This is a genomic window from Streptomyces sp. NPDC004732 (genome assembly GCF_040609235.1).
Classification (GTDB): domain Bacteria; phylum Actinomycetota; class Actinomycetes; order Streptomycetales; family Streptomycetaceae; genus Streptomyces.
Genome location: NZ_JBEXJR010000023.1, coordinates 39,627 through 64,926, shown reverse-complemented (window position 1 = coordinate 64,926; position 25,300 = coordinate 39,627). Strand labels below are relative to the sequence as shown.

Below are 25,300 nucleotides of genomic sequence, written 5' to 3'. Positions count from 1 at the left end.
TCGACATCCTGAAGCGACGGTCTGCGAGGTGCGCCGCAATCCATGCACTCGCTGTCCCATGGCATCGAGCGAGCGCCGGGAAACGGCACCTTCGGCCGGTAGCGTGCTCGGCGCATCAGTTCCTCGGCCGCCTCCGCATCCTCGTCAACAGATCGAGCGGCAGGCGGCACGACGCACGGGGGCTCGGAAGCAGGCTGTGGAATCGAGTAGACCGGGGTGTGACCCCCGAACACCAACCCCAGGCTTACCCAACGTCTTTGTGAAGGGGTGGTCATGGCATGCCCTCTCGTATGTTTCCTGCCGCATTGCTTTCGGGGTTTTGGGACGCGAAATGTGGCTGTGATTGGCCGTTTCTCCGAGCTGTTCGGTACACGGTCAACTCCTCATGCCGAGCCGAACGACGCATCAGCTCCCGAGCCATCGGTGCGGTGTGACGGCGCTTAGCCGCGGTTGGATGGCGGGTCGAGGATGGCGGTGCGAGCCCCGAGCGCAAGGGCGCTTTGCGTACTGATTGAGAACCCCATGCGGTTCCAGTGGAAAATGATGTGGTAGGCGAGAACGCGACGGAGTCCTCGGTCGAGATCTCCGCTCTGCACGCTTCGGTGAAGTGATTCGCCGGTAACGCGAAACGAATCGAACCATTGAGTGACGGGGTTCAATGGGCCGTTGGGCATCAGGAGCGGCCCCTTGGGGTCGATATTGCTCAGGAGCAGCTTGCGGATCTGCTCCGTCACTTCATCGACGCGTTTCGCGGGCACTTGACTGGTGTCGGAGCGCTGCTCCTCGGTGATCACGCGGTCCCATACGTCGCCCTGCTCGTACCACTCCAGCCCCGCGGCGCGCATCAGGGTCGTGCACAGGAGGACGGACAGCTCTCGGCGCCCGAGGGGAGCGCGGGGGTGGTGGAGGATGTGGTGGCTGTCGGCGGTGAACAGGCGGTGCGCGGAGAGCATGCCCATGACGCCACCGAAGGCGGGGGTCTCCGGTTCGTAGATGCCCGGCCACCAGTGACGAAGTAAGCCAGCCTTGGTGAGCGCGTCGAGTTCGGAGTGGATGACGTCCTCTGGGCCGGCGTAGAAGCGCAGTCGCCAGCAGGGGTGCTTGCGGGTGAACCACCACAGGGGGGTGTCGTCCCGGTTGTCGAGTCTTCGGATCATCGGCACGAGGTGGTCGCGGGCGGTCTGCTCGGCGGTGGCCCAGTCAGTGAACTCGACGTAGAACTGCGACCAGTGGGCGCTTAGGTCTTGGCGGGCGAGGGCGCGAGCGCCGGCCTGGGTGAAGACGTCGACGGCATCGAGCAGGGCGGTGGGACGCATGCGGATGCGGCGGGCGGCGCGCTCCACCGGCTCTCCGGCGAGGACGGCGCGTACCGCCGGGATGACCTCTTCGTGGGTCGGGTGGGTGGCGGGGGTCAACTGAGGAGTAGGCATGAGTCCCATTCCGTGATCGGGCTACCGTCGGCGGCGATCGTGGTGAGGGCGAGGGCGCACCCGGCCGCGCCTTCCAGAAGGCCAGCCCCGGACCGGGCGGGAACGGCCTGTTGCAACAGGGTCTTGGCCAGATGCGGAAGGTGCGCGGAGAGGCGGGGGGTGTGGGCGTCCTGCGCGGCGCGGAAGACAGTCTGGTAGAGCCCGGACCAGCCGTGGCAGAGGCTCGTGTCGATGACGCGGGAGAGCTGCACGGGGTCGTTCAGGCAGTGGTGGAGGGCGTCTTCGTACGCGTGCTGAAGGGGGAGGTCGCCGAGCGCGATGGCGGCGAGCTGCCCGGCGCGGGCGATGCCGGGCGTGCCGTAGCACCAGGACGGTCGGGCGGGGCCGGGGTGGTGCGGGCGGCCTGCCGCCAGGTCCGCAAGCGTGAGGTGTTCGGGCCACCACGGACCCGCCGTGCTCTCCTGCCGCCAGGCGTCGAGGTGGTCGCAGATGGTGCGGATGGCCTCGGTGTGGCCCTCGACCTCGATGCCTCGACGGTGTGCTTGAGCGAGGACGAGGAGGGGTCCGCTGATGCCGTGCGCGACGCCCAGGTTTCCATGTCCGCCGCGAAGGGTGTGCGTGCGCCGGGTGTCGTGGCCGACCCACCATCCGGGGGTGCTGCGCTGGTCACCGCTCAGGGGATGCGTGAGCGAGACGAGGTAGCGCAGGACCTTCTCCGTCGCGCTGCCGCCGGGCGCGGTGCGCAGGAGGTAGGCCCCGATGCCGGTCAGACCGTAGAAGGTGTCGTACTCGGCGAAGGTGGTGTTCTCGCCGCGGTACATCCGGGCGAGGGCGCTGTCCACGCGGCGGTGCGCCAGCCTGATGACGTGGCGGTGCAGGGCGGCGCGGGCCTCGCGGTAGAGGTGCTGCCTGTGGTGGGGTGCGGTGTGCAGGACGAAGGCCAGGGCCGGTGCACCGAGGTAGAGCCCGGTGCTGTTGGTCGCGGTGATCTTCCCGGCGGCGGCCTGTCCGATCCAGCGGTGTGCGGGGTGCCAGGTCGAGAGGCCGGAGGAGCCGCGTTCGATGTGGAACAGGGCGATGCCCGCGGCCCCGGAGGCGAGGGACTGCCCAACCCACGGCTCGTCTCGGGGCGGCGGCTCGGGGTGGGTGAGAACGGTGGCGAACTCCTCGGCGACTGCCCGCGCGTGGTCGGTGACGGTGTTCATCGGCCGGTCCTGACGGGCCGGTGGCGCAGGGCCACGGTGCGGGCCAGGTGCAGGGTGGCTGCCTCGACCGTCGGGCCGACGCCGACGGCCCGCACATGGTGGTGGTGCAGCAGCGAGCGCAGGACGGCGCTCGGCTCGTGCTGCTGCGCGATGAGGGCAGCCCGGTAGGCGGCCAGAGCGCGTCCGCGCCGCTCCCACGCGTCGGAGAGGTCCGAGGAGGTGCGGGCCGCGTAGAGCTGGAGCGCGTCCGTGCGGCCGGCGCGGTCGGCGGGCCCGGTGCTGCGGGCGGGGGTGTTCTCGATCAGCCACCGCCAGCCGTCCTCGGCGGAAGGGAGGAAGTGGGCGGCGAGGTCGGCGAGGCTGGCTGCGGTCACCGCCTGCGCGGAGTGGGAGGCGAGGCGGATCTGCGCGAGGGCGGCGGCGGAGTCGGCGGCGAAGAAGACGTGGGCGGCGTCCATCGCCGGTCCGGCGCCGTACCGCCCGGTCTGCGGCTGGTAGGGCTCCATCGTGAGATGGGAAAGGAGACGTAGGTAGTGCAGCTCGGTGACCCACCGGCCTGCCGCGGCCGCGATGTCGCCGTGCTGCCCTGGTGCGATGTGCAGGTGCAGGGCGAGGTGTTGGCCGCTGTCGGGGCGGGCGAGTTCCCGGTGCCGGGTGAACCACCAACGGGGTACGGGTTCGAGCTGGGCCAGGAGCTGGGGGAGGTGGCGGTCAAGGATCTCGTCGAACCGCTCGGGGTGACCGTGCAGGTGCAGGCGGAGGACGGACCCCGCGCCGGGCAGGTGCAGGGGCGCGCGCGAGCCGGCATGGGAACGCAGGGAGGGCAGCGCCGGCCGGGTGGGGGGCGTGCGGTGGAGCGGGAGGACGATGTCGTGGGCGCGGCCGATCCAGCCGTGCGCGTCCGGGTCGGCGCCCTGGCGGAGTTCGAGGTCGGGGCCGTCGTGCATGCGGCTGCGGATCAGGCGGCGGTGCACGGGGTGGTCGAGGTCGAGCGGAAGCCGCTGGTCGTACTCCATCAGGCAGACGTAGCGCGCGACGTTCGCACGCTCGCGCCACCCGGTGAACGCCTTCTCCCACGCGCCGTGCGGGGCGTTGCGGCCGGGCATGCCCTTCGGGGAGAGGAGCCAACGGGCCGGGGCCAGGGTGACGCGGCCGTGGCGGACGCGGGGCAGGAAGGGCAGCCGGGATGCGGCGCCGAAGTCGAACGGCTTGTAGACGGCGTTCCGGGCGCCGCTGACCTCGGCCAGGAAGCGGGCCAGGGGCGGCGTCTGGACGCCGGCCTCCAGGGCGTGGGGGACGCGCGCGTCGATCGGTCGGCCGGTGGAGAGCTGCACGATTTGCAGGCGGCGGGCGTCGGCGGTCACGCCGATGTCGTCTAGGGCGATGTTGGTGGTGCCGTCGCTCGGGTGCTCGCCGAGGGGGATGACGTGCGGCAGGAGCAGGGGGAGGCGGGCGACGTTCTCGTTGCGGCGGCGGCGCGGGGTGAACGAGACCTGCGCGGTGAGCACGTCGGGGTGGGTGGTGAACGACTCGCTCACCCGGCGTTGCTCGGAGGCGGGAAGGAGGTGGGCGAAGCGACCGAGCATGCTGCTGCCGGGTCGGGGGACGCCGGTGATCTCGATGCGGAAGTCCCCGTTGGCCAGCGCGCGGGAGGAGGGGGAGTGGACCTCGAAGCCGACTTCGCAGCGGTCGGCGTACTGGGGCTCGTCGACGCCGCCGGCCTCGATGAGTTCCGCCAGCGCCGCGTCATCGAGGACGAGGTCCCCGGGCCCGGCCTCCTGGAGGAGCTTCAGGAGCGTGGTGTCCCGTTCGGTGAGCAGCGTCGGAGCCTTGCGGCGCTCCGCGCCGACGAACCCGGCGGGCAGGCCGAGACCGCTGTCGGCGACCAGGTCGAGGACCGGAACGGTCGCCCCGACGCCGTATCCGGCGCGGAAGCGGCGGTGGAAGTCCCGCCAGTGCGGATACCCGTAGGGCATGGGGCTGATGCGGTGCAGTACCACTGCGGCGCGCTCGGCTTCGGCGACGACTTCGGGGGGCAGGTTGACCGTGCCGTTCAGGACGGTGTCGACGAGGACGGGTACGGGCGCGATGGCGGAGTGGGCCGTCATGCGGGTGGTCAGCGCCTGGAGGTTCGAGGCCGCGGCGGGAGCGTGGTGTGCGCTCAGGTCGTCGCGGAGGTCGTAGAGGCTGCGCACCAAGGGCCCGACGTCCGGCAGGCAGTGTGCGTCGATCCGCTTCAGCTCGGCGCATACGTGGTCGAGGGCGTCGAGGGTGGTCATCGGTGGACGCAGGCTGGTGATCAGGACGTTGAGGGCGAGGAGTTCCCGCAGGACTCCGTCGATCCCCCCTCCGGCCCCGGCGGGGAACATCGTCGTCAGGCGGTCCCGTAACGTCTCGAAGCCGATCGGTTCCTGCGCGCTGTGCAGGGCGGTCTTCACCGGGCGGGTCAGCCGCAGGGATATCTCGACCGGGGCCATGAGCCGGTCGTGGCCGTCGGCCGGAGGGCCGGGTGCGACGAGGCGGTTACCGCGGAGGTGAGCGGCGTTGTTAGCGACGACCTGGAGGCGTTCGAGCAGTCCGCCGTGGCTCTCCAGGCGCTCGATGACGTCACTGATCCACTCGCCGTCCGCCCGTAGCCGCACTTCGTGGTCGCGTCCCCAGCGCACGCCGGGTATCGCGCCGACGGTCAGGGTCGTCACGCCCGCGAACAGCCCGAACGGCGTTGGGCGTTGGCGCCATCGCAGGAGGTAGGAGATGACGGACAGCGCGGCCCGGCGGACCTGTCGCGGCGGCGGGGGCGTGCCGCGGACGATGCTCTCCACCGTCGCGGACAGGACGGGGCTCGCGGTGGTGAGGGCGTTGCGTATCTCGGGGCGCTGCCAGATCCGCACCAGGTAGGCGCGGGTGCCCGCCGGGTCGTCGAGGTTCAGGCCCTGGGGGATGTCGGCCGGGTTCGGGTCGGTCGTCGCGCGGACCACGGCGGCACCCGTCCACCGGTAGTTGACGGCCTGGGTCATGTGCGCTCGGTCCTTCCGGTGGTTGCGGGATGGGGGAGGGGCGCGGGGGCGCCGAGCGGTGCTCGGCACCCCCGCTCGACCCGGTGCGGGTCAGGTCAGGCCGGGTCCTCGATGAAGCTGCCGCACGACGAGGCCGAGCCGGCGCAGGTGTTGCCGCAGCCGTCGCTCGTGGAGCACATCAGCTTGCCGATGGGGTGGGCGGCGACGACCACCGTGACGTCGAGCGGCGCGAAGTCGTCCTCCAGACCGGTGGCGGTCGGGGGCGCGTCGAGCAGTGCGGTGGGGCTCATGTCGGTCCTCCTTGTTGGGGGTGGTGCCTGATGGGGCCTGGCCTGCCGTCGCGTTACGCGACGGGCCAGGAGAGCGAGACCCGGCGGTGGACCTTGTCGATGACCCGGTCCGCGGGGATCTGGTCATCGGGGGTGCCGGCCGGGTAGACCCGGATGACGGGGCTGGGGCCGCCGCGGCGGTGCGCCTCCCAGTCACGCAGGACGTCGGCGATCTTCGCCGCGAACTTCTCCGCCTGCGGACCGAGGGCGTGGACGCCGTACTCGTAGTGCATGTCGTCGGTGCGCCGGGTGACGAGATAGGCGAAGGTGTCGTCCTCGACGGCCGCGAGGGAGTACGTCGGCTTCACCGGCGCCACCCGGCCCGTGTCGAGGTCTGTGTCGACGGCCATGGTGCAGAAGCCCGGCAGGCTGATCGCCAGGTGCATCTGGAGGGTGTCGAGGAGTTCCCGCAGCGGGATGACGACTCCCGTCCACAGCTCGTGGCGCGGGGTGGTGATGGCGTTGTCGAGTCGGCCGGGGTCGGCGGGCAGGCCGTCGTCGAACCGGAGGGCGATCTCCTGGGTGCCGGCGACGAGCAGGAGCTGTTCGTCGTGGTGGCTCGTCCCCTGCATGGGCACGAAGCCGCAGACCCGCGTGGAGTCCGACTCCAGGTGACCGCCGACGCGGGTGAAGGCGACGGAGCGGGTCAGGCCGCGCATGCGCAGCGGGACGACGAGACGGCCGCCCGGCGTGAGCTGGTCGGTCCAGGCGGGCGGGATGTCCCAGGCCCCGACGGTGACGAGGACGACGTCGACGTCACCGAGGTCCGGGATCGGCTGGGCGGCGTCCGCGGTGACCACGCGGACGTCGTCGAAGCCGTTCTCGGCGAGGAGACGGGCGGCGCGCTCGGTGACCTCGGGGTCGATGTCCACGGTGGTCACCGACCCCGACGGCCCGACGAGTTCGGCGAGATAGGCGGCGTTGAGGCCACCGGAGCCGATCTCCAGCACCGTCATGCCCGGCTCGGCCTCGGCCTGTTCGAGCTGGATCGCCTGGATCTGCGGGGCGGAGACGCTGCTGCTGTGGACCCCGAACGCGTCGATCTTGGTGATCACGGCCGAGTACGGGTCGTACACCTCCTCCAGAGGCGTGCCCGGCGGGGTGAACCGGTCGCGGGGCACCCGCTTCATGGCCGCCTCGACGGCCGGGGAGGAGATCCACCCCTCTTCCCGCAGCAGCTCGATGGTCTGGTGGCGCAGGGTGGTGGCCTCGTCGGGGTCCACGGTCGTCTCGTCGGTCACGGAGGGTTCCTTACTTCCTGTCGGTGCGCGGGTCCGCGTGGTCTGCGTCCCGCGCCGAGCATTCCTAGCGGTGCGCGCTGTGGGGAGAGGTTCAGGGGGTGGCCTCTCCCCACCCGCGTCCTCCGGCCCCGGGCCTTCCTTCAGGCTCGGGCACCGGGTCCTGCACCCGTCCGCCGCCGAGGGCGGGCGGGCGTCGGTGGGCCGGCTGCGTTTCCCCCACGGATCGCAGCCGGGGCGCTCGATCGCGCCGCCTCCTCCGTTCGACTCGGGTCACGGGCACTGCCCGCGGGCCGATCGCCGGCGGAGGCCCCGGCTCTATGCGGCGACGTCGCCGGGGGGACGCCTGGGGTCACGGCAGCCACGCCATCACCTCGTCCCGGGTCAGAAGCCCGTACTGCCAGGCCCTCTTGATCGCCTGGCAGTTGTTCTTAGCCCGCAGGGTCACGAGCAACGACCGCCCGTCTGCGCGGACCACGGAGATCGGCCGGCGCAGCTCGGTGGCCATCTGCGAGGGTGTGAACCCTCGGGCCAGGAGGGCGATGAGGTCACGCTGTTCGGGCGGAACGACGATCGCTTCCGGGTCCAGCTGCTCCGGCGCCGCGATGGCTTCGTTCGCGTAGGCCACGGCCAGGGCGGCGGTCGACTCGCTGACCCCGTGCAACTTCGCCTTGGCGTGCCGCCGGTACGTCTGGGCGGTGCCGTAGCTGATCTGGAGCCGGGCCGCGACCTCGACGAGGGTGTCACCGTCGGCCAGACCCGCAAGGATCTGCCGCTCACGGGGTGCAAGGGCGTACGAGGAGACGGTCACGGCTGTGCCCCTTCACGGTTACTGGCCAGGTGGCACAGGAGGTTGAACCGGTCGATCTCGGCCTCGACCAGACAAGCCATGGGCGGAATCGGCCTGTGCCGACGCCGCGCTCGGCTCAGGCGCGTCAACGTCGCCACGGCGAGGAAGGCCCGGCAGGGACTTCGCCCGGCACCGGCCCACTCCCCGCGGGTGAGTGATCCGGTTGTGGGGCGCGGATCTGCGCCCTCCCCGCGCACGGCCAGGGGGCGCGGCCCGACGCCGGAGAGGGGGACGGTGGCCGCGTCGTCGTGCGCCAAGGGCGCGAGGTGAAGCCTCACCACCCGTCACCTGCCGTATGGGTGGCCGCGAGGTCCAGGACCTCGTCGGCGATCACCTCCTGGTCGAGAATGCCCTGACCGGCCAAGGCGACACGGCGCAGATGCCCGAGACCGTCGTCCTCTCCGGCCGGCAGCGACTCCGCCAGCACCTCGCAGGCGCGGAGGACCGCATCTGCGACCGCACCCGTCGGCCGCTGGCTCGTCTCCTGCATCACGAGGTCCACGAGCTGCGCGACCGCGCTGCGCAGGCGGAGGCACAGCGGGATGACCCTCTCGGCGGACGGCGCGCGCTCGCCGAGCGCGGCTTCGACGTCGTCGTCAAGGTGGGCCAGCGCGACCAGGTCGATCGTCGCCGATCGCCGCAGCCCGGCCACCAGCCGCTCCAGAACTTCCCGATCGCCGGGCCGAGCCCGCTCGACGTCGCGGTCCAATGACGGAGTGCGCCTGGAGAGGGAGGTCGCGGGGATCATCACGCCCTCCCGGCCGAAGCGTCGATGACGGACCAGGTCGTGCGGCCGTCCTCGCTCACCCCCCACACCTCGCTGAGGGCGTCCACGAGGAACAGGCCCCGGCCGCCGTCGTCCTCCAAGGCGGCGACGCGCCTGCGGGCGGAAGTGGTGCTCTCGTCGACAACCTCGACGAACAACCGGTCGTGACTGCCCTTGACCTGCAAGCACACGTCACCCCTACCGTGCACGACCGCGTTGGTGACCAGCTCCGAGACGATGAGCAGTGCGTTGTCACGTACGGCGCTGGGCAGGCCCCACAGACGCAGGTGAGCGCTGGTGATCCGCCGAGCCTGGGCCGCGCGGGTGAGGTCCGGCTCCATCGCGACGACGAATGCGCGCGTTACGCCAGCAGGCGCAGCGTCGGCGTGCCGCATGAACGGGCCTCCCAGGTCGCCGGGGCAGGCGTCGTCAACCGGGCGAAGCAGGTGAGCCATGGTCGTCATCGCTGGCCTCCCGTCGAGTTCTCCGCCGAGACCAGTGCGACGAAGCCGCCGCTCTCGGCCATGAGGTCGAGCTGTTGCTCGTACTCGTCGAGGTGCGGGCTGATGTGCTCGTAAGCCAGGACCACGACGCCGTCCGCGTGGCCGGCGCGGACCTGGCGGAGAACCCACCGCCACCAGGGGCGTTGGGCCGGGGCGGTGTGGTGCAGCAGGTCCGCGACGGCGTGCTCCGTACGGACCCGCCACCCCTGGGACCCGGCGTACTCGAAGGCCGCATCGAGGGACACGCGCCCCGTCGACAGCTCCCGGTTCATGCCGACGCCGTACAGGCACACGCGGGGAACGCGGCCGTGCGCGTCGAGCTGCTGGAGACGCTGGCTCATGACCTCGCGGCGGATGTGTCCCAGTCCCGTGAGCTGGTCGGCGCGGATCGCCGGCGTGCGGCCCGAGCGCCACCGGGCGGCAGCCCGAGCCTCTGCGTCCATCCAGGCCGGTGAGGTACGCGGACGGACCTGAGCCGGGCTCGGTGCCGTCCCCGGAAGCTGCATGCCGTCCGCCTGCCGCGGGATGTGCAGCGGGTGTCCGTAGACGTGCGCGGCTCGGTCGAGGTATTCGGTCAGCCTCGCGGCCAGGGGAAGGGCGGTCACGCCTGCCTCCGCTCGACGACGGCGTTACGGCCGTGCAGGCGGCCGACCGAGGGTGCGAGCGGTGCAGCGCTCGAAGTGCCGATAGAGGCGTTCATGGGTGCTCCCGCTCGTCGAGTAGCCGTCCTAGATGAGCGAACCGCCTGACTGCTGCGATCGGTATGGGGTTATCGCCCTCAAGGTGGTCAAGGTGGTCAAAGATCACCAAGGGGGGCGTTCGCGTCCGGCTCCCAGCCAACGGGCCGTGACGCTTGATGTTCAGTCAACGACGGTAGGTGACCGAACAACAGGAAAAGTTCGCCGCGTTGACGCTGCGGGCATCCGGAAGACTTTGCTTGGCCGTGACCTACTTCGTGGGCAGCCTCGTGACGGCGGCACTACTTTCGGCACATGGGAGCGAACGCCATCCTTCAGGAACGCATGGGCGAACTGGGAGTGACACAGGACGAGTTAGCGGATCTCTGCAACCAAGCGTTGTTAGAGATCACCGGGCGCCCTGGAGACATGTCGTCACGCACGATCCGGAATCTACTGAGCGGAGCCACTCGGCGTCCGATCGGGCGAACTTGCGCGGCACTTGAGCGTGTGTTCGGCTGCCCGGTGGCGGACCTGGGGTTCAGCGCCCCCAGCACCATGAAGGCTCCGGAGGACCCGTTGCGGCGTCGTGACTTCATCGCTGCCACCACAGGAACAGCGGTGGCAACGGCAGTACCCATCGGCAGGCAGCGTCGCTCCGTCGGGATGACGGACGTCCAGCGAGCTTCGGCCGGCATGAACAAACTCGTCGAGGCGGACGATCGGCTAGGCGGGCATCGCGGCCTCGCAGCCACCGCCATCGGAGGTCGCGCCAAGATCCTCGAACTACAGCAGCGCAACGCCAGCGAAAGCGTCCGTCGCGCGCTCTACGGCCTCGCCGCCGAGTACACCACGATCGCCGCCTGGGCCTGTATCGACCTACGCGACCTGGACACCGCGCAGCACCACCTTCACGAGTCCACCACCTTCGCCGGGCTGTCCCAGGACGCCGCGACGGGGATGCGCGTCTGGATCAACGTGGCGATGCTCGCCTACCAGCGCCGCAACTGGCCCGAGCAGCTGGCAGCCGCCCAGGCCGCCTCGGCGTCGAAGGCCGCGCGGACGGACGCCTTCTTCAACTCCATGGGACGGGTCCGACTCGCGCTTGCCCACTCCTCCCTGGGTGACCCGCAAGCTGCCCAACGAGCCCTGGATGCGGCGCAGAACACCTTCAGCAAGGCCCCCGATGTTGACCGCCCCCGCTGGACAGCCTTCTATGGGCCAGCCGAACTGAACCACCTCGCGGCCATCATCCTCAACCACAGCGGCGAGTCCGCCGAGGCCGAGGCGATGGCACACCGGGCCCTCGCCGCGATCCCGCCTGACTTCCAGCGCAACCGGGCGTTGGCGACGTGCCAACTCGCCCTCGCGCAGCTTCGGCAAGGCGAGCCCGAACAGGCCACGGGAACGGCCACCACCATCTTCCAGATCATGAACGGGGCTCCCCTCCCCGGGCGTATGCGCACCTTGATCGGGGACTTCCACCGAGACCTGCTGCGGCTTGCGCCGACCACGACGTATGCACGCGACTGGGCCGACCGTATGCGAGACGAATGGAGTCAAGGTGCCTGACCTGATCGATCTGCGCCACTACAAGCACGGAAGTCTTCCCCAGGACTTCAAGCAGATGCTCATCGACGTACACGCTGATTCGTACGCGGACGCCATGGACAACGAGTTCAACCAGCGGTTCCCATGGTTCGTCGATCACTGGTCCGCCATGGACGGCTTCAACGGTGTCGTCGCCTTTGACGGCCAGGAGCCCGCCGGCTTCGCCTACGGCGCGCCCCTTCCGCCGGGGCGCGAATGGTGGCGCTCGACCTCCTTCACGCCGAACAACGGCTACACCGCGACGTACGCCGTCTCGGAAGTGATGGTGCGCCCGCAGTGGCGCAAGCAGGGGATAGCCGATCAACTGCACGAAGCGCTCCTGCACGGTCGCGACGAGGACCTTGCCGTGCTCTTGGTCGACGTGACCCATCCGAAGGTGCAGAGCCTGTACGAGAGCTGGGGCTACGCGAAGACCGGCGAGCAACAGCCCTTTGCCGACTCTCCGGTGTACGCGGTCATGGTCCGCGACCTTCGCAGCGACCGCAGCAGCGTTCACGCCGCCGAATGACCGGACTACAGCTCACGGGACCGTCGAGCGCCCTGGAACTCCGCGCGTTCACCGACCTCGACACCGCGCGGGGTGATCTGCTCGACGTCTACGCCGAGGTGCGCGCCCCGCTCCTGCACCTGCCCAACTACGCGATCTCCTCGTTCGGGGAGCGGCTGGATCGGCACGGCTCTGAACCCGGCTTCGAGGCGGTTCTCGCCTACGAGGAGGAGCATCCCGTGGGCTACGCCTACGGCAACAAGATCGAGGACGGTGACCGCTACTGGCAGCGCACGAGCCCCGCGCCCGATGAGGCGTACACCGCGGGCCCGGCCTTGGCGCTGAAGGAGGTCGGCGTCCGCCCCGACTGGCGCGGCACGGGCATCGCGCGCCGTATGCACGACGCCCTACTCGCAGGACGTCCCGAACCCTATGTGACTCTCATGGTCAACAAGGCCGTTGGCGATGGCAAGGTCCATGCTTTGTACCGGAGCTGGGGATATGAGGACATCGGGTTCAGTCAGCCGTCGCCCGCCTCACCCCGTCTCACGGTCATGATCCGGTCCACCGACTGACCAGCGGTCAGGGGGCCTTGCCGTGACGTCAGCCACCCCGAGGCTCGCGCTCGACGGGGTGATTGCGGCCGAAGGCTGCTGTACGAAAGCGAGTTGAGAACTAGGTTGTGGGTCCGCTCGCTTCGGAGGAGCCTCCGGGGGCGAGTTGGTCAACGTGATCAAAGATCGTTTGGGGGCGGGGATGCCGCGCGAGAGGAACGAGCACTTAGTAGCGCTGCTCCTGGAAGCGCGCTGGTCGCGGGCAGAGGCAGCCGCCGCGTACAACCGCGTCGCCGCGGAGACCATGAGCGGATCGATCGCGGAGAACTCCCAGATCGGGCGCTCGCATGTGAGCATGTGGGTGGGCGGAACCAAGCCGCAGGGGGTCGCGCCGAGTATCTTGTGCCAGGCATTCACCCGCCGCCTGAGACGTGAAATCACTCCTCAGGAGGCGGGGTTCACCGAGGAGACCCCATCGGCGCAGGGGGCGCTCGACTGGTCCGCCGATCCTCTGACTGCGCTGAGCGACCTGGGGAGAAGCGTGGATTCGGAACGGCGCCGATTCCTGGCGAACGGCGTTTTCTCCGCGGCAGCCCTCGCGCTTCCGGATGAGCCCTGGTGGGACAGCACGGCGCGCACTCCCGCCGCGACGCTCACCACAGGGAAACGCGTTGGTCGTGGCGACGTCGAGACCGTGAAGGAGTTGACCGTCGCCTTCTCCCGCATGGATCAGCGCCGAGGGGGCGGTCACGGCCGGCGCGCGGTGGATCAGTACCTGGGGCACGAGGTGCGCACCTTCCTCCGCGGCCAGTTCATCGACGACATCACTCGACGCGCCATGCTCGCTGCCTCCGCCGAACTCGCCTACGTCAGCGGCTGGATGGCCTTTGACAACAGTGAGCACGCCGTCGCCCTCTCTCGCTTCAACACCGCCGTCAAGCTCGCCGCCCGCGCCGGTGACGCCCCCCTGAGCGGTCACATCTTGCGCGCGATGGCACACCAAGCCCTCGACCTGGGCTTTCGAGCTGACGCCCTCCGCATCTCCGATGCCTCCATTCGCGGAGCCCGGTACACGGACGCCACCCCGCGCGAGAGAGCGCTCCTCGGCGTCGTGCACGCCCGGACCCTCGCAGCGAACCACCAGCGAAGCGCGGCTTCACGAGCCCTGCTCCGCGCCGAGGACGACCTTGCGAATGCCCACGACGGGATCGTGGAACCGGACAGGACCTTCTTCTTCGGTGAGGCGTCACTTGCCCACGAGACGGCCTGCACGCTCCGAGACCTCGGCGACGCCCAGCAAGCGGTGAAGGAGTTTCGGCGCTCGGTTCGAACCCGCGGCAGCGCTTTCCGACGGACCCACGCCGTCACCCTCGGTTATCTCGGCGCGGTGCAGATCGCTCAGGGCGGGGTGGAGGAGGCATGCTCTACGTGGAGCAATGTCCTGGACTCCATGGAGGACGGCATCTACTCCGGCCGAGCGCGGCAGACCGTCGTTGACATGCGTCGGCTCATGTCGCCGTACCGTCGACGCGGTATTCCCGCGCTGCGCCAACTCGACGCCCGCGCTGCCGCGTACTTGGCCCAAGTAGATTGAGCCCGGAAGGCGAGACGACGAGTCCAGGGGGGCACGGTATGGCCTTGCAGATCAACCCGATCGGGGAAGTAGTCGCAGGCCGTGTAGAGGTGGCCGATGACTACTGGGGCGGCATCGAGTCGGTGATCCAACTCGACGAGAAGGAGTTCCCCGCCGACTCGGTCCAGGGGCTGGAGGAGTTCTCCCACCTGGTCGTCGTGTGGCACTTCGATCAGGCATCAACCGACGACGTCGAGTACCACGCGCGCAGTCCGCGGGGAAACACGCAGTGGCCGGCGACCGGCACCTTCGCGCACCGCAACCATCGCCGTCCGAACCAGCTTGCGCAGAGCTTTCCGCGCCTGCTGCGGGTTCACGGCCTCAGCCTGCACGTCGTGGACTTTGACGCGGTCGTGGGCACGAAGGTCTACGACGTGTCGCCGTTCTTCACCACCATGGGGCCCCGTGGCGTCGTCCGGGAGCCGGCTTGGCCTTCAGAGATGCTGGCCGACTATTGGGCTGAAGGTGGCTGAGTGCGGCGCGCGGGACTCGGGAGTAGTCGGCGCAGAGCCGTCGTCCGCCTCCGGCTGGAGACGTCCGCCAGCAAACGGTAGATCCGCTCCCAGGGGAGCTGGCGGCATCTCGACACGGCCTTGCCGCGCTGATGCCCGAGGGCGCCGCCAGCATTCGAGGAACTTCTAGGGCTTCTCGAAAGACCGGTCGGCCCCGGCTGTAGGCCGGTCTAGATCATTGGGGACTCAGGCTCGACGACTTCAGCCGGTCCCTCTACAGCGGTCACGCCGCCGTATGCAGGCCGCGGGCAAAGCTGATCATTCTTCGTGCCAGTGGTGACGGCGTCACCAGACTCCCGTGCGACGGCCTTCGTGAACACCTGCTCCGCGCGATCCAGGGTCAACCGCATCGTGCCGTACGGCCCCACGGCGTAACCGGTCCGGTGGCCGTGCAGGTGCAGTTCCGACACCGCCTGAAGTCCTGCGTCGACCTCCGGCACGTCGTCCGGTGGGACGAGGGCGTGCAGCTCCTCGGCCCACTCCCATCCGAGATCACGCAGCACGGTCCGGGCCTCCTCTTGCTCCCAGCCGCTTCGTGCCACAAGTCCGTGGCGCGGGTCGGTCGAGAAGACCATGTTCGGGTTCGTCATCATCCGGCCATCTCCTTGACCCGTCCGGCAGTTCCCGTCTCTTCGCTCTTGGCCGTGGGCCAGGCCGCGAGCTGGAATCGGGCAGGACGGTCGTCGTGCTTGCCGACTCGGCATTCGTCGCCCGCTTTGCCCAGCGCCTTGTTCATGCGGGTGAGGAAGCGGTCGTACTGCTCGTGCCAGATCACGGACGAGCCCGCCTCCGCGTACGCGTCCGCCCTGGCGAAGGCCAGGGCCGCGATCTCGTACGTCAGGCCCTCGTGCTTCGCCCAGCAGGGCGGGATGACGTCCTGCGGCTGCCAGGCGTACGTCCGGTTCAGCCAGCGGCATACGGAGTCGAGCCAGGCGGGCATCGGCGCGATCAGCTCGGCGGACAGGGCACCGAGGTCCCACGGGGCGGGACCGTCGGCGGCCACGGACTCGTCGGTGCTCCGCTCGGCGATGTACTCCAGGATCAGCGCGGGCGGCTCGGGGAACGGCTCGAAGTGCTTCAGGGTCTCGGTCATGCGGCAGCAGCTCCTTCACGGCCGGCCCACGCCGCCGCGTGTGCCTTGGCCTGCTTCCTCTTCTCGGTGGCGCGCCGGTTCCGCTCGGCCTCGTTGGCACTCCGCAGGCCCTGTACGTGTCCCTCGATCTCGGGCCAGGACTCCCAGGTCCACATACCGTCGAGCCGGGTGACGATGGGCGGGAGGTTGTCCGCGAGGACCAGGGCGTGGCCCTCGGGCAGGCCCCGGATCTCGTCCCCTCGAAGGACGGGTTCGAGCGCCATGTGGGTGGCCGTGGAATGGCCGCCGCGGTCCCCGCCGGAGGTGGTCTTGGTCGTGCGCTCCCGCTCGACCTGACCACACAGGTCGGACATGTCCTTGAGGAAGTCGGGGTCCTTGTCCCCGGGCAGGACGATGACGTTGTTGGTGAAGGCCGCCAGCTCCTTGGCGGTGTCCTCGCCGAAGCGGGCACGGGCGGACGCCCACGCCTGGAGGCCGTAGACGACCGTGATTCCACGGCCCCGGCCGTCGGCCACTCGTTGGCGGAGGCTGGGAATGGGCGCGATGTTCGGCGCCTCGTCCAGGGCCGCGAGGAGAGCGGGGTCGAGCCGCCCGGCCGGGGAGGCGAGGGCGTGCGCCTCCGCAAGGTCCAGAAGGTCTTCAGCGATCGCGGTGGTGAGCGGCGCGACGGAGTTGACCTCCGAGTCTTTCCCGAGGAGGTAGAGGGTGCCGCCGGCGTCGAGGAACGAACCGAAGTCCGTGGGCTCCTCGCCGTCTCCCTGGAGGGCGTTGATCACCGACTGGTGCATGAACGGTTCGAGAGCCGCGTCCAGCGTCGAGGCCGTATTGCCCACGGTGCGGCTGTCACCGGAGGTCGCCGTGCGGAGCATGTCCGCCCAGCCGGGACCGGCGCCGGGGTGCGCATCGAGGATGCCGAGGGGTGCCGGGTCGGTCAGCTTGCGGGCCCACCGCAGCACCCATTCGAGGGACGCGCCGTCGAGGGCGGCGGCGTGGAAGAAGGCGGCGAGGATCTTGGACGCCTGCCCCTTGTAGAAGGCACTGCCTTCACTCGACTGCGCCGCGCTGTTGGGGGTGCGCGAGCCCGCGACGAACGCCTTCCCCCGCATCATCGCCACCTCCGTGTCGGCCGCGCCGTTGATCGGCGTCCACCGGAAGCGCGGGAGGCTCGGCGCGATGTTCTGCGGGTCGAAGACCGCGACCGGGCGGCCCTCCCGCTGCCGGGCGTCGAGGGTCAGTTCGACCAGATCGGGCTTAGTCGAGGTGGCCAGGACCGGACCGGCCCAACGACGGACCAGCGGGGCGAAGAAGCGCAACGTCTTTCCGCTGCCCATCGGGCCGATGACCCGGCACGCCTTGTCGGCGCGGGACCAGAGATCGACCCCCTTGGGACGCTGCGAGACGCCCAGCGAGTAGCCGAAATCGTGAGGATCGAGGGGGTGGTGCATGACGTACTCCGGAGCGAGGTGGGCGACGAGGAGGGGAGGGTCAGCGGGCTGCGGAGCGCTTCTTCGCGAAGCTCACCCCGGCTGTGCGGCTGCTGTGGCCGTCGTCGCTGGTGAGGGAGGGCCTGATCTCGGTGGCCTTCAGGACTGCCTTGGCCGACATCTGGCGCTTGAGCTGTCCCTTGCTCGCGAATCCGGCGTTGCGCCGTCCGCGGTTGAGCAGGAACCAGAGCGTCACCAGGGCCAGGGCGAGCACCGCCGTCACGGCGTACAGGGCGAGCGAGATGCCGCCGGGCATGAGGTCCACTACTCGGCCCTCCGGGCGACGCGGGCCGCCAGGTAGCGCATCCGCCGGCCGCACAGCCGCGACACCGATGCGTCGGGCCCGGCACAGCGCGGAGGCGCGGTGTGGAAGGCGCCGTGCAGGTCCTCAGCGGCCCGCCAGATGTGGGCGATGGCCGAACGCACGCGCCCGCCGGCGGCGGAGTAGTCGCCGTGGTCCAGGACGAGGGCCAGTTCCTTCGTGCGCCGGGCGAGGTCGAGAGCTTCGGCGTGCAGCTGGTCGATGTCCTGCCGCGCCGTGCGGTCATCGGCACGGGTCGTTGAGTGGTCGGTGGTGACGGTCATGGAGAGGGCTCGTTCCGAATTTGCGGTGACGGGGGCGGTGGCGAGGTGGCTGTTGCCGCTCATTCGGTGTCCGGGGAGGTGCTGGTCAGGTCGGTCATCGAGCCGGAGGAGAAGCACAGGTGCTGCTCTGCTGCGACCAAAAGGTGTTGGACGCCGGGATAGATCACTTCGCCGACCTTCCACAGCGCGATCCCGCGGCGCAGGCGCATGATGTGTTCGGCCGTCCAGGACGGCAGGCCCAGTCGGGCCACCGTCGCTTCCGCTTCGGCCTTCTTCTGGCTGTAGATCACGATGGTGTCGGCCATCTTCAGCGCCGCTTGGGTCTCCGGGCTGTCGTCGATGTCGGAGAGGTGATGGACGATGAAGATGCAGGACAGGCCGTATCCCCGCGCGAACTTGAGGAACTTCTCCAGCAGCGAGGCGAGTTGGGGCGTTCCGAGGATGTGCCACGCCTCCTCGCAGACCAAGATCCGCTTGCGCTGGGTGTACCGGCGGCAGCCGGTGTTGCGGTTCGGCCCCAGCTCCCAGGCCCCGCTGTTCGCGTCGACCACGATCCGGTCGTGGGCTCCCGGCTCCGTGCCGCACTCGCACAGCGGCCGAAGCCAGACCTCTTCGAGGAACACGCTGATGACGGCGACCAGGATGGTCATGGCGACGCCGCCGGACGGGACCTTGGTCAGGTCGAAGACGATCATGTCGGCGTCGAGGTCCACGCCGAGGCTGGTCGGGCCGTCGAGCATCCCGGTCAGGTCGCCGGTCGCGTCCTGCTCACTGCCGCAGAGGCGATCCAGGACATAGGACGCCTCCAGCCCGTCACCCAGCAGTTCGTCCCGCGTACGCTGTTTGGCCGTCGCGTCGGATGCCTCCGGGGAGCGCAGCGCGGCGGCGACGTCGGCCAGGACCGGGGTCCGGCCGAGGTCTCCGGCCCGCTGATGGGCCCGGCGGATCGCGATGCGGAGCGCGGAGCCGGCGAACTCGTCCAGGGTCTTGCCCAGGCCGAGTTCCACGATCGTGCGCACCAGCTCGACTTGCCGCTTGCCCGCGATGGCGGGGTCCATCGGGTTGATGCATGAGGCATCCCGGCCGCCGCCGGGGGCGAACTTCACGGGGGCCTTGCCGGTCAGCGAGCGACCGAGTGCGGCCCACTCGCCTTCCTCGCGCTCCTTCTGCTCCTTGGTGTCCAGGACGACGACCTGACGGCCGAGGCGGATCTGCCGGGCGGCGTAGGTCTTGGTCAGGGCCGACTTTCCCCGGCCGGTATCGCCCATGACGATCATGTTGCCGCCGGGCAGGCCGTCCCCGAAGGCCGAGAAGGGGCAGTAGATGAACGCCTTGCCGCTGTACAGCTCGCGGCCGATGATCGCGCCCGCCGTGCCGAGGGTGGGCGGGGCGATGGGCAGGTACAGGGCCTGGCTGGTGGTCGTCTCGGTGTAGAGGGGACGGCGCACCGTCTCGTGCATCGGCGACAGCGGGGCGAGGAGGTCCGTCACTTGATGCCTCCGGCGAGGGGAAGGGTCGTGGCGAAGGCGCGGGCGTGTTCGAGGTCGAGCCATTCGATCCGCAGGTGTGCGTTGCGGGCGCGGGAGGCGGTGGTGCGCTTGGTGCGTTCCAGCTCTTCGGCGCTGCGCGAGGAGATGGTGATGTAGCCGACGACGGCGGAGCCGGCCGCGCCGGAGGACGCCAGGGTCATGCCGCGTGATCCGGTGGCGGTGGCGGCGATCTGGTCGCGCGGGTCGATGTTCTTGCCGCGCTTTCGGTCGCGATCCATCTCGGCCTGGTTGTTCGTGTCCTCCGCGAGCATCCGTTCCACGGCCTTGTCGTTGGGTTCGAGCTGCTGCGTGATCGAGATGGTGCGGATGACGTCGGGCATCCCGATCAGCAGGGGCGAGAGGAAGTCGGGGCCGACGGGGGTGGTGGGCCATCCGACGACGGCGGCCGTGGCGTGGTACCAGCTCTCGGTGGAGCCCGCCGCGCGGGTGGAGAGGTGGGCGCCGTCGCGGACGTCGACGTTGCGGGGGAAGGCGTGCGCCTGCCGAAGGTCGGTGTCCCAGATGGCATGGTCCGGGTCGTAGGAGTTCCGGATGAACGCCGTCATCCTGCCCGCGTCCAACGGAGCGATCACGGAGAGGTCGGCGTCCTCCGCGCGGGACCACAGCTCATCGAGGTAAGCGGCCATCGCGGCGGCGATCCCCTCGTCACCGGTTCCGCGGGCGGCACCCTCGGCGGCCAGATCGCGGGTGAACCGGGCGTGGATGGTGATGTAGTAGCGGTGCTCCTCCGCGCTGGTCGACACGGCGTCTGCGAGCACGTCATAGGAGTCCTTCAGCCACTGTGGCGCGTCCGCCGTCGCGGCCGACTCGTCGCGCTGCGCGATGAACCGCTGGTGTGCGTAGGGATCGCTCTTCATCTGCCGGGCGAGGACCTGAATCCGCTTCACCGGGTGCTCTTCGACGTTGCCGAACGCGTCGAGGAGTTCGCCCCAGCGCTCCAGGGCGACGACCTGCTCACCGACCTCCTTGCCGCCGAGGCCGGGCGAGGCGATCTCCAGCGTGGCCGTGACGCAACCGGCCTCCGGCTGGAGGACCACGACGGCCTGCTGCCCGCGGACCGTGACCGGCACCCACGTCATGCCCGTGACGCCCTCCGGCTCCACGAGGGCCGCGTCCGGCGGCGTGCCATTCGCGCGCACGCCGGCCTCGACAGCCGGGGACACCCACACGCCGCCCGTGCGGCGGAGAGCCTTGCGGTGGTACCGGTTGATCCGCCACCAGCGGTACAGCGTGCGCCGCTGGGACGTGCCCTTGGGCCGGTACGGGGCGTACACGATGACCAGGGCGAGCAGGATCGGCAGGACCAGGCATGTCGCAGCGACGGCCGTGACGCCGTTGAAGAGGTAGCCGAACAGGATGCCGGTGACGGCTCCGCTGCCGAGGACGACCTGTTCGCCGAGGTCGCGGCGGCCCACCAATCCCGTGGGGCGGTGCTTTCCGAACTGATACGTACGAGTCGACATGAGGTGTCACTGATCCTTGCTGGGGTTCGGTCGTCCGGGTGCCTGTCCGCCCGAGGGCCGCGACGGCGGCGGGGGCGTGACGGAGGGCCCGGAGCCCGAGGTGGTTCCTGATGCGGAGGAGGGAGAGGCGGGCGGCGTCGGGCCCGAAGTGCCCGGACCGGGTGCCGGCGGCGAGGGCGGCCGAACGGTGCTCGGGGTGCTGTTGGCACTCGGCGGGCGTCCGGCCGAGGCGTCGCCACCGGCCGAGGACCGGTCCGCAGGCGAGCTGACGACCGGGTCGGAGGTCGCTCCTTGCGGACGTGCAGCGGCCGGTGCACCGGACGTACCGGCGGTGTCGCCGCCCTGCTGTCCTTCGGACTGCTCGGGCTTGCCGCCGCCAGCGGCGTCGGTGCCCTGCGCGCCCGGGGAAGTGGTGGCCTTGTTCTTCGCCACGTCCATACCGGCCTTGGCGACGGCGGCCCCGGCCGCGACCGGTCCGGCCACTGCCGTGCCGCCGCCCATCTTCGCGCCAGCGCTCTTGGCTCCCGCGGTCTTGGCACCGGCGGACTTGGAGCCACCGACCAAGGAGTCCTGCACCCGTGCGCCCATCGCCCGGTTGGCGTGCTGGCCGGGACCGTCGATCGCGGCGGCCGGGCCGGAGGACTGGGCGTTCTTCCGGTCGTGGTGGAGGCTGGCCATCTCGTCCCCGAACGCGGGAACCCACTTGTAGAGGGTGGCGGACGCGAAGACGGCGAGCAGGAGGATCAGCGCGCCGACCAGGGTCTTGGAGACCGTATCCGACATGCTTCCCGAGGTGTCGCTGAGGATCGCGCCGCCGAGGCCGAGCAGGGCGAAAAGCACTGGCTTGCTCAGGCCGATGGCGAAGATGGCGCCGAACCACTTCTTGCTCTTGTTCCACAGGTCGCGGTCGACCAGGCCCGCGTTGACGATGGGCCCGAGCGCGACGGCCACGTAGATGGCCGCGCTGCGGATCAGAAGCTCGATCCACATCAGCAGCGCGCCGCACATCATGATCAGGTTGACGACCAGCAGCTGCCCCACGCCCTCGCTGGGGTTCGAGGCCATGACCTTGAGGATGTTCTCCAGGAACGGCTTGAAGTTCGAGGTCGCGTACGGCTCGAAGATGGCCGTGACCTCGTCAATCGCCTTCATGAGCAGTGCGATCGCACCCGGCGTCATGGCGTTGACCACGAACTGGAGGAGCAGGAAACCGATCGCCTCGGAGACCGCCGTGGTCACGGCGACTCCGCGCACCGCCCTCTTGGCCACGGCGATCAGCCACAGGGCCACGGTGAGCAGGCTGGAGGCCGCGAAGATGATCGCGTACTGCTTCAGGAAGCCGCTGCTCGTGAGGTCGATCTTCGTGGTGTTCTGGATCAATTCCAGCATCTTGCGCAGGAACCAGATGTTGGCCTCGGTGAGCTTCTGGAGCAGGAACCCCAACGGGTCCTTGACGAAGTCGATGGCAGCTTTCGCCTCGCACACCATCGGGATGTAGCAGAAGGGATTCGCGACCGCCGAGGGCACGAACACGAACCCGATAACGATGTTGACCATCGCCACCGCCTGGAGGCGGCGGCGCCAGCGGCCCGGCGTTCCCCGTTCGACGGTCAGCAGGCCGGGGGCGTCATCACGCAGTCGCAGGCGCATTGCTGGCACCCCCCACGTCCGCGAACGACTCGGCGGAGTCCGCTTCCTGCATGGCCGGCGGTGACGGTACGAGCGGTTCGGAGGGGGTGACGGCCGTCGTCTTCCAGGTGCCGTGCTCCCAGACCAGATCCACGGTCATCCGCAGGAAGGCGACCTGCGGACGCTGCGTCTCGTCCTTCCCGGCGACGCCGCCCACCGACGCCGTCCACAGCTCGATGCTCGCGGCCTGGTCGGAGTAGGAGATCGAGCGGGTGGCGAGCGCCGCAGTTCGCGTGATCAGTTCGCTGCCGTCGGCAGTCGTGCCGTCCTGGCCGACCCCCCTGTTCTCCGTGACCAATCGAGCCGTCGAGTCGCTGTCCGAGGTGACCGAGTGCAGCACGCTCGACGCGGCGGTGGCCGTCAGCATCCGGTGCCGCCAGTCCTCATCGGTGAAGAACCGCGGGTCGCCGTAGAGCATGGTGGCGCTGACGGCGGCGGCGCGCGCGCCGCGCTCATCGTGTCCGTAGGGGGCCGGGAATCCGGTCTGGTCCTCGGCGCCGCTGAGCACGGGGCTTTCTGCAGCGGCGGCAACGTAGTGCGAGAAGTCGCCCGGCACGTTGGACGCTTGCCGTGAGTCGATCGGGGCGACCAGCCCCGAAGAGGTCGAACTGTCCTTCAGCTTCCAGTCGTTCGACTCCCAGGTGAGCGTGACCGTCACCGACTGGAAACCCGCCTTCGGCGTCGCGTGCCCGGCCGCGCTGCCGCGCACGGTAGTCGTCCACAACCGCACCATCGCGCCGTGGGCATCCGAGCTGAGCACGTGAGCGGAGAGGACGCCGGTACGGGCGACCGCCTTCTTGGCGGAGAACTTGGAGGTGTCCCCCCGCAGCGAGCCGGCCGCGTCACCGGCCGCGTGGTCGGCCTTCTTCACCGCCGCTTCGGCCGTGCCCTTGGCCGCCATGACGGCTACCGCCGCGTGCCGGGCTTCCTTGTCCGTGAGGAAGCGCGAACTTCCGGCAACAGTTGTGTAGTTGGCTGCCGCCGCCTTCGCGCCGGAGCGGGTGTGCGGGTAGCCGACGGGCACGCCGCGCAGCTCGCGCACACCTTCGCCGCTCTGCTGAGGAGCCGAGTGTGCAGGTGCGGACGCGGAGGGGGCCGCAGCCGGAGGGGTGCCGGTCGCCATGCTGACGACCACCCCGGCCGCGGTGACCACCGCAGCACCGGCGGCCGCGATGCCCCAGAGCTTCGCCGACGGGCGGCGTGCTCCGCTGGTCTTCGAGGAGGAAACGTTCCTCCGGGATCGGGGAGCCATAGGTCACACACCCATGCCGTACGTGATGGCGAAGATGGTGCCGAAGCTGGCCACGAGAAAGACGCAGGTCAGACCGCCGACCATCATCCCCTTGCCGCGCGAGCTGTCCATCGTGGAGTGGCCCTCACCGAACCAGCCCTTCGACTTGCCGACACCGGCGAGGAAGGCACCGGCGCCGACGACGAGGACGACGGCCGCGATGACGCCGAGGATCACCTTCGCCGTCCCGCCGAGCTTGCCGAACGGGCCCCAGTCCGGCTTCACACCGCTGACGACATCGGCACCGGCGGCGAGGGTCGTGTGCAGGGAGGGATCGGCAGCGGCAGAAAGGAGGTTGTGCATTGTCAGCCCCTTGGTGCTGTAAGGAATGGTTTGGGATGTTTTGGCGTGATTAGCCGACGTGCCGCATCGCGATGATCTGCGGTTTCCAGTAGCTGAGCGGCTTGATCCGCACCTGAGCGCCGGTGTGCGGGGCGTCGATGACCTGGCCACCGCCGATGTACATGCCGACGTGCTCAGGTCCGGCGGAGCCGGGGACGGAGAACAGCAGGTCGCCCGGCGCGAGTTGGGAGACGGCCTTGACGGCGGTTCCTGCGTGGACCTGGTCGTACGTGGTGCGCGGCAGGTTCACGCCCGCCGCTGACCAGGCCATCTTGGTGAGTGAGGAGCAGTCGCAGCCGCCCATGCCCTTGTACGGCATGACGCAGCTGCCGCCCCACTGGTACCAAGTCCCCAGGGCGGTCTTCGCGGCCGTGATCGCGCGGGCGGCGCCCTTGCCGGCCGGAGCGTCCGGACGGACGGCGTCGGCCCACTTCGAGGCCAGCGAGCGGATGTTGCGGACGTAGTCGCGGGTCTCGGGATACGGCGGGATGCCGCCGTACTTGATCACCGCACCGCCGCCCGCGTTGTACGCGGCCAACATGTTGTCCGTCGAGTCGCCCGGCACCTTCTTGACCTCGGCGGCCAAGGTGCAGTCGTAGGCCGCCTGAGCGGCGATGGCGTCCGCGGGGTTGCGGACGTCCTTGACCCCGTCGCCGTCGCCGTCCTTGCCGTGCTCGGCCCAGGTCCCCGGCATGAACTGAGCGATACCGAGGGCGCCGACGGGCGAGGTCGCGCCCGAGTTGAAATGGCTCTCCGTGTAGAGCTGAGCCGCCAGGAGCGAGGCTGTTACCTGCGGGCACTCGCCCGCGTGCTTATTGATCAGCTCACGGACCCAGCCCGGTACGGGGGCGTCCGTCGTGATGCCGCCACCCGGACCGGCCTCCTGCGCGGAGGCGCTGTCAGCCCCTCCGAACGTGGTCAGCATGGCGACACCGGTGATGAGCCCGGCCGTGACGAGCCCCAGGCCCGCTTGCGTCTTGTTCATCGCGGC

General features: G+C 69.9%; 25 protein-coding genes. 5 read left to right on the top strand and 20 right to left on the bottom strand.

Features of this window, described 5'->3' with window-relative positions; genetic code table 11:
- Positions 1 to 440: 440 nt before the first annotated feature.
- The 9 genes from ABZV77_RS40680 to ABZV77_RS40640 form a co-directional block, all read right to left on the bottom strand.
- Complete coding sequence (locus ABZV77_RS40680; protein WP_356268087.1) at positions 441 to 1,415, bottom strand: thiopeptide-type bacteriocin biosynthesis protein; 975 nt, start codon at positions 1,413 to 1,415, stop codon at positions 441 to 443.
- On the bottom strand, positions 1,412 to 2,635 hold the full coding sequence (locus ABZV77_RS40675) for a lanthionine synthetase C family protein (protein WP_356268085.1): 1,224 nt from the start codon (positions 2,633 to 2,635) through the stop codon (positions 1,412 to 1,414). The genes ABZV77_RS40680 and ABZV77_RS40675 overlap by 4 nt, the downstream gene beginning before the upstream one ends.
- Positions 2,632 to 5,652, bottom strand: coding sequence for a lantibiotic dehydratase (locus tag ABZV77_RS40670; RefSeq protein WP_356268083.1), 3,021 nt, complete (start codon positions 5,650 to 5,652; stop codon positions 2,632 to 2,634). Before ABZV77_RS40670 ends, ABZV77_RS40675 begins: the two co-directional genes overlap by 4 nt.
- A 95-nt stretch (positions 5,653 to 5,747) precedes the next feature.
- The gene (locus ABZV77_RS40665) at positions 5,748 to 5,942 is read right to left on the bottom strand and encodes an FxLD family lanthipeptide (protein WP_356268081.1); all 195 of its coding nucleotides are present in this window, start codon (positions 5,940 to 5,942) and stop codon (positions 5,748 to 5,750) included.
- A 53-nt stretch (positions 5,943 to 5,995) separates the two neighbouring features.
- Positions 5,996 to 7,222: a methyltransferase, FxLD system gene (fxlM, locus tag ABZV77_RS40660; protein ID WP_356268079.1), complete on the bottom strand. Its 1,227-nt coding sequence runs from the start codon at positions 7,220 to 7,222 to the stop codon at positions 5,996 to 5,998.
- A gap of 349 nt (positions 7,223 to 7,571) precedes the next feature.
- Positions 7,572 to 8,030, bottom strand: coding sequence for a helix-turn-helix transcriptional regulator (locus ABZV77_RS40655; protein WP_356268077.1), 459 nt, complete (start codon positions 8,028 to 8,030; stop codon positions 7,572 to 7,574).
- A gap of 313 nt (positions 8,031 to 8,343) precedes the next feature.
- Complete coding sequence (locus tag ABZV77_RS40650; RefSeq protein ID WP_356268075.1) at positions 8,344 to 8,817, bottom strand: DUF6415 family natural product biosynthesis protein; 474 nt, start codon at positions 8,815 to 8,817, stop codon at positions 8,344 to 8,346.
- Positions 8,817 to 9,299: an ATP-binding protein gene (locus ABZV77_RS40645; protein WP_356268073.1), complete on the bottom strand. Its 483-nt coding sequence runs from the start codon at positions 9,297 to 9,299 to the stop codon at positions 8,817 to 8,819. Before ABZV77_RS40645 ends, ABZV77_RS40650 begins: the two co-directional genes overlap by 1 nt.
- Positions 9,296 to 9,943, bottom strand: a complete 648-nt coding sequence (locus ABZV77_RS40640) for a hypothetical protein (protein ID WP_356268071.1) — start codon at positions 9,941 to 9,943, stop codon at positions 9,296 to 9,298. Before ABZV77_RS40640 ends, ABZV77_RS40645 begins: the two co-directional genes overlap by 4 nt.
- Before the next feature lie 387 nt (positions 9,944 to 10,330).
- On the opposite strand from ABZV77_RS40640, the gene ABZV77_RS40635 reads away from it, so the two are divergent.
- From ABZV77_RS40635 to ABZV77_RS40615, 5 genes are all read left to right on the top strand, one after another.
- Complete coding sequence (locus ABZV77_RS40635; RefSeq protein ID WP_356268069.1) at positions 10,331 to 11,587, top strand: helix-turn-helix transcriptional regulator; 1,257 nt, start codon at positions 10,331 to 10,333, stop codon at positions 11,585 to 11,587.
- Positions 11,580 to 12,134: a GNAT family N-acetyltransferase gene (locus ABZV77_RS40630; RefSeq protein ID WP_356268067.1), complete on the top strand. Its 555-nt coding sequence runs from the start codon at positions 11,580 to 11,582 to the stop codon at positions 12,132 to 12,134. The genes ABZV77_RS40635 and ABZV77_RS40630 overlap by 8 nt, the downstream gene beginning before the upstream one ends.
- Positions 12,131 to 12,688, top strand: a complete 558-nt coding sequence (locus tag ABZV77_RS40625) for a GNAT family N-acetyltransferase (protein WP_356268065.1) — start codon at positions 12,131 to 12,133, stop codon at positions 12,686 to 12,688. Before ABZV77_RS40630 ends, ABZV77_RS40625 begins: the two co-directional genes overlap by 4 nt.
- Positions 12,689 to 12,842: 154 nt before the next feature.
- Positions 12,843 to 14,261 carry a Tat pathway signal protein gene (locus ABZV77_RS40620; RefSeq protein ID WP_356268147.1) on the top strand — a complete coding sequence of 473 codons (1,419 nt, stop codon included), beginning with the start codon at positions 12,843 to 12,845 and terminating at the stop codon, positions 14,259 to 14,261.
- A 38-nt stretch (positions 14,262 to 14,299) separates the two neighbouring features.
- Positions 14,300 to 14,773: a TrmO family methyltransferase gene (locus tag ABZV77_RS40615; RefSeq protein ID WP_356268063.1), complete on the top strand. Its 474-nt coding sequence runs from the start codon at positions 14,300 to 14,302 to the stop codon at positions 14,771 to 14,773.
- A gap of 209 nt (positions 14,774 to 14,982) precedes the next feature.
- Here ABZV77_RS40615 and ABZV77_RS40610 read toward each other — a convergent pair whose 3' ends face one another.
- From ABZV77_RS40610 to ABZV77_RS40560, 11 genes are read right to left on the bottom strand one after another with little or no spacing between them, the layout of a single operon-like run.
- The gene (locus tag ABZV77_RS40610) at positions 14,983 to 15,405 is read right to left on the bottom strand and encodes a hypothetical protein (RefSeq protein WP_356268061.1); all 423 of its coding nucleotides are present in this window, start codon (positions 15,403 to 15,405) and stop codon (positions 14,983 to 14,985) included.
- Positions 15,402 to 15,905, bottom strand: a complete 504-nt coding sequence (locus ABZV77_RS40605) for a hypothetical protein (protein WP_356268059.1) — start codon at positions 15,903 to 15,905, stop codon at positions 15,402 to 15,404. Before ABZV77_RS40605 ends, ABZV77_RS40610 begins: the two co-directional genes overlap by 4 nt.
- Positions 15,902 to 17,350 carry a TraM recognition domain-containing protein gene (locus ABZV77_RS40600; RefSeq protein WP_356268057.1) on the bottom strand — a complete coding sequence of 483 codons (1,449 nt, stop codon included), beginning with the start codon at positions 17,348 to 17,350 and terminating at the stop codon, positions 15,902 to 15,904. The genes ABZV77_RS40605 and ABZV77_RS40600 overlap by 4 nt, the downstream gene beginning before the upstream one ends.
- 40 nt (positions 17,351 to 17,390) lie before the next feature.
- Positions 17,391 to 17,654, bottom strand: a complete 264-nt coding sequence (locus ABZV77_RS40595) for a hypothetical protein (protein WP_356268055.1) — start codon at positions 17,652 to 17,654, stop codon at positions 17,391 to 17,393.
- Positions 17,654 to 18,037 (bottom strand): DUF6238 family protein, encoded by a 384-nt coding sequence (locus ABZV77_RS40590; RefSeq protein WP_356268053.1) that lies wholly within the window; start codon positions 18,035 to 18,037, stop codon positions 17,654 to 17,656. Before ABZV77_RS40590 ends, ABZV77_RS40595 begins: the two co-directional genes overlap by 1 nt.
- Positions 18,034 to 19,464 carry an ATP/GTP-binding protein gene (locus ABZV77_RS40585; RefSeq protein WP_356268051.1) on the bottom strand — a complete coding sequence of 477 codons (1,431 nt, stop codon included), beginning with the start codon at positions 19,462 to 19,464 and terminating at the stop codon, positions 18,034 to 18,036. The genes ABZV77_RS40590 and ABZV77_RS40585 overlap by 4 nt, the downstream gene beginning before the upstream one ends.
- A complete protein-coding gene (locus ABZV77_RS40580) occupies positions 19,461 to 20,987 on the bottom strand; it encodes an SCO6880 family protein (protein ID WP_356268049.1) in 1,527 nt (508 codons plus the stop codon). Before ABZV77_RS40580 ends, ABZV77_RS40585 begins: the two co-directional genes overlap by 4 nt.
- Before the next feature lie 6 nt (positions 20,988 to 20,993).
- Positions 20,994 to 22,637 (bottom strand): hypothetical protein, encoded by a 1,644-nt coding sequence (locus tag ABZV77_RS40575; protein ID WP_356268047.1) that lies wholly within the window; start codon positions 22,635 to 22,637, stop codon positions 20,994 to 20,996.
- Entirely contained in the window at positions 22,618 to 23,928 is a 1,311-nt protein-coding gene (locus tag ABZV77_RS40570; RefSeq protein ID WP_356268046.1) for a hypothetical protein, read from the bottom strand. The genes ABZV77_RS40575 and ABZV77_RS40570 overlap by 20 nt, the downstream gene beginning before the upstream one ends.
- A gap of 3 nt (positions 23,929 to 23,931) precedes the next feature.
- On the bottom strand, positions 23,932 to 24,270 hold the full coding sequence (locus tag ABZV77_RS40565; protein WP_007447287.1) for a hypothetical protein: 339 nt from the start codon (positions 24,268 to 24,270) through the stop codon (positions 23,932 to 23,934).
- A 49-nt stretch (positions 24,271 to 24,319) separates the two neighbouring features.
- Positions 24,320 to 25,294 carry a bifunctional lytic transglycosylase/C40 family peptidase gene (locus tag ABZV77_RS40560; RefSeq protein WP_356268044.1) on the bottom strand — a complete coding sequence of 325 codons (975 nt, stop codon included), beginning with the start codon at positions 25,292 to 25,294 and terminating at the stop codon, positions 24,320 to 24,322.
- Positions 25,295 to 25,300: the final 6 nt, after the last annotated feature.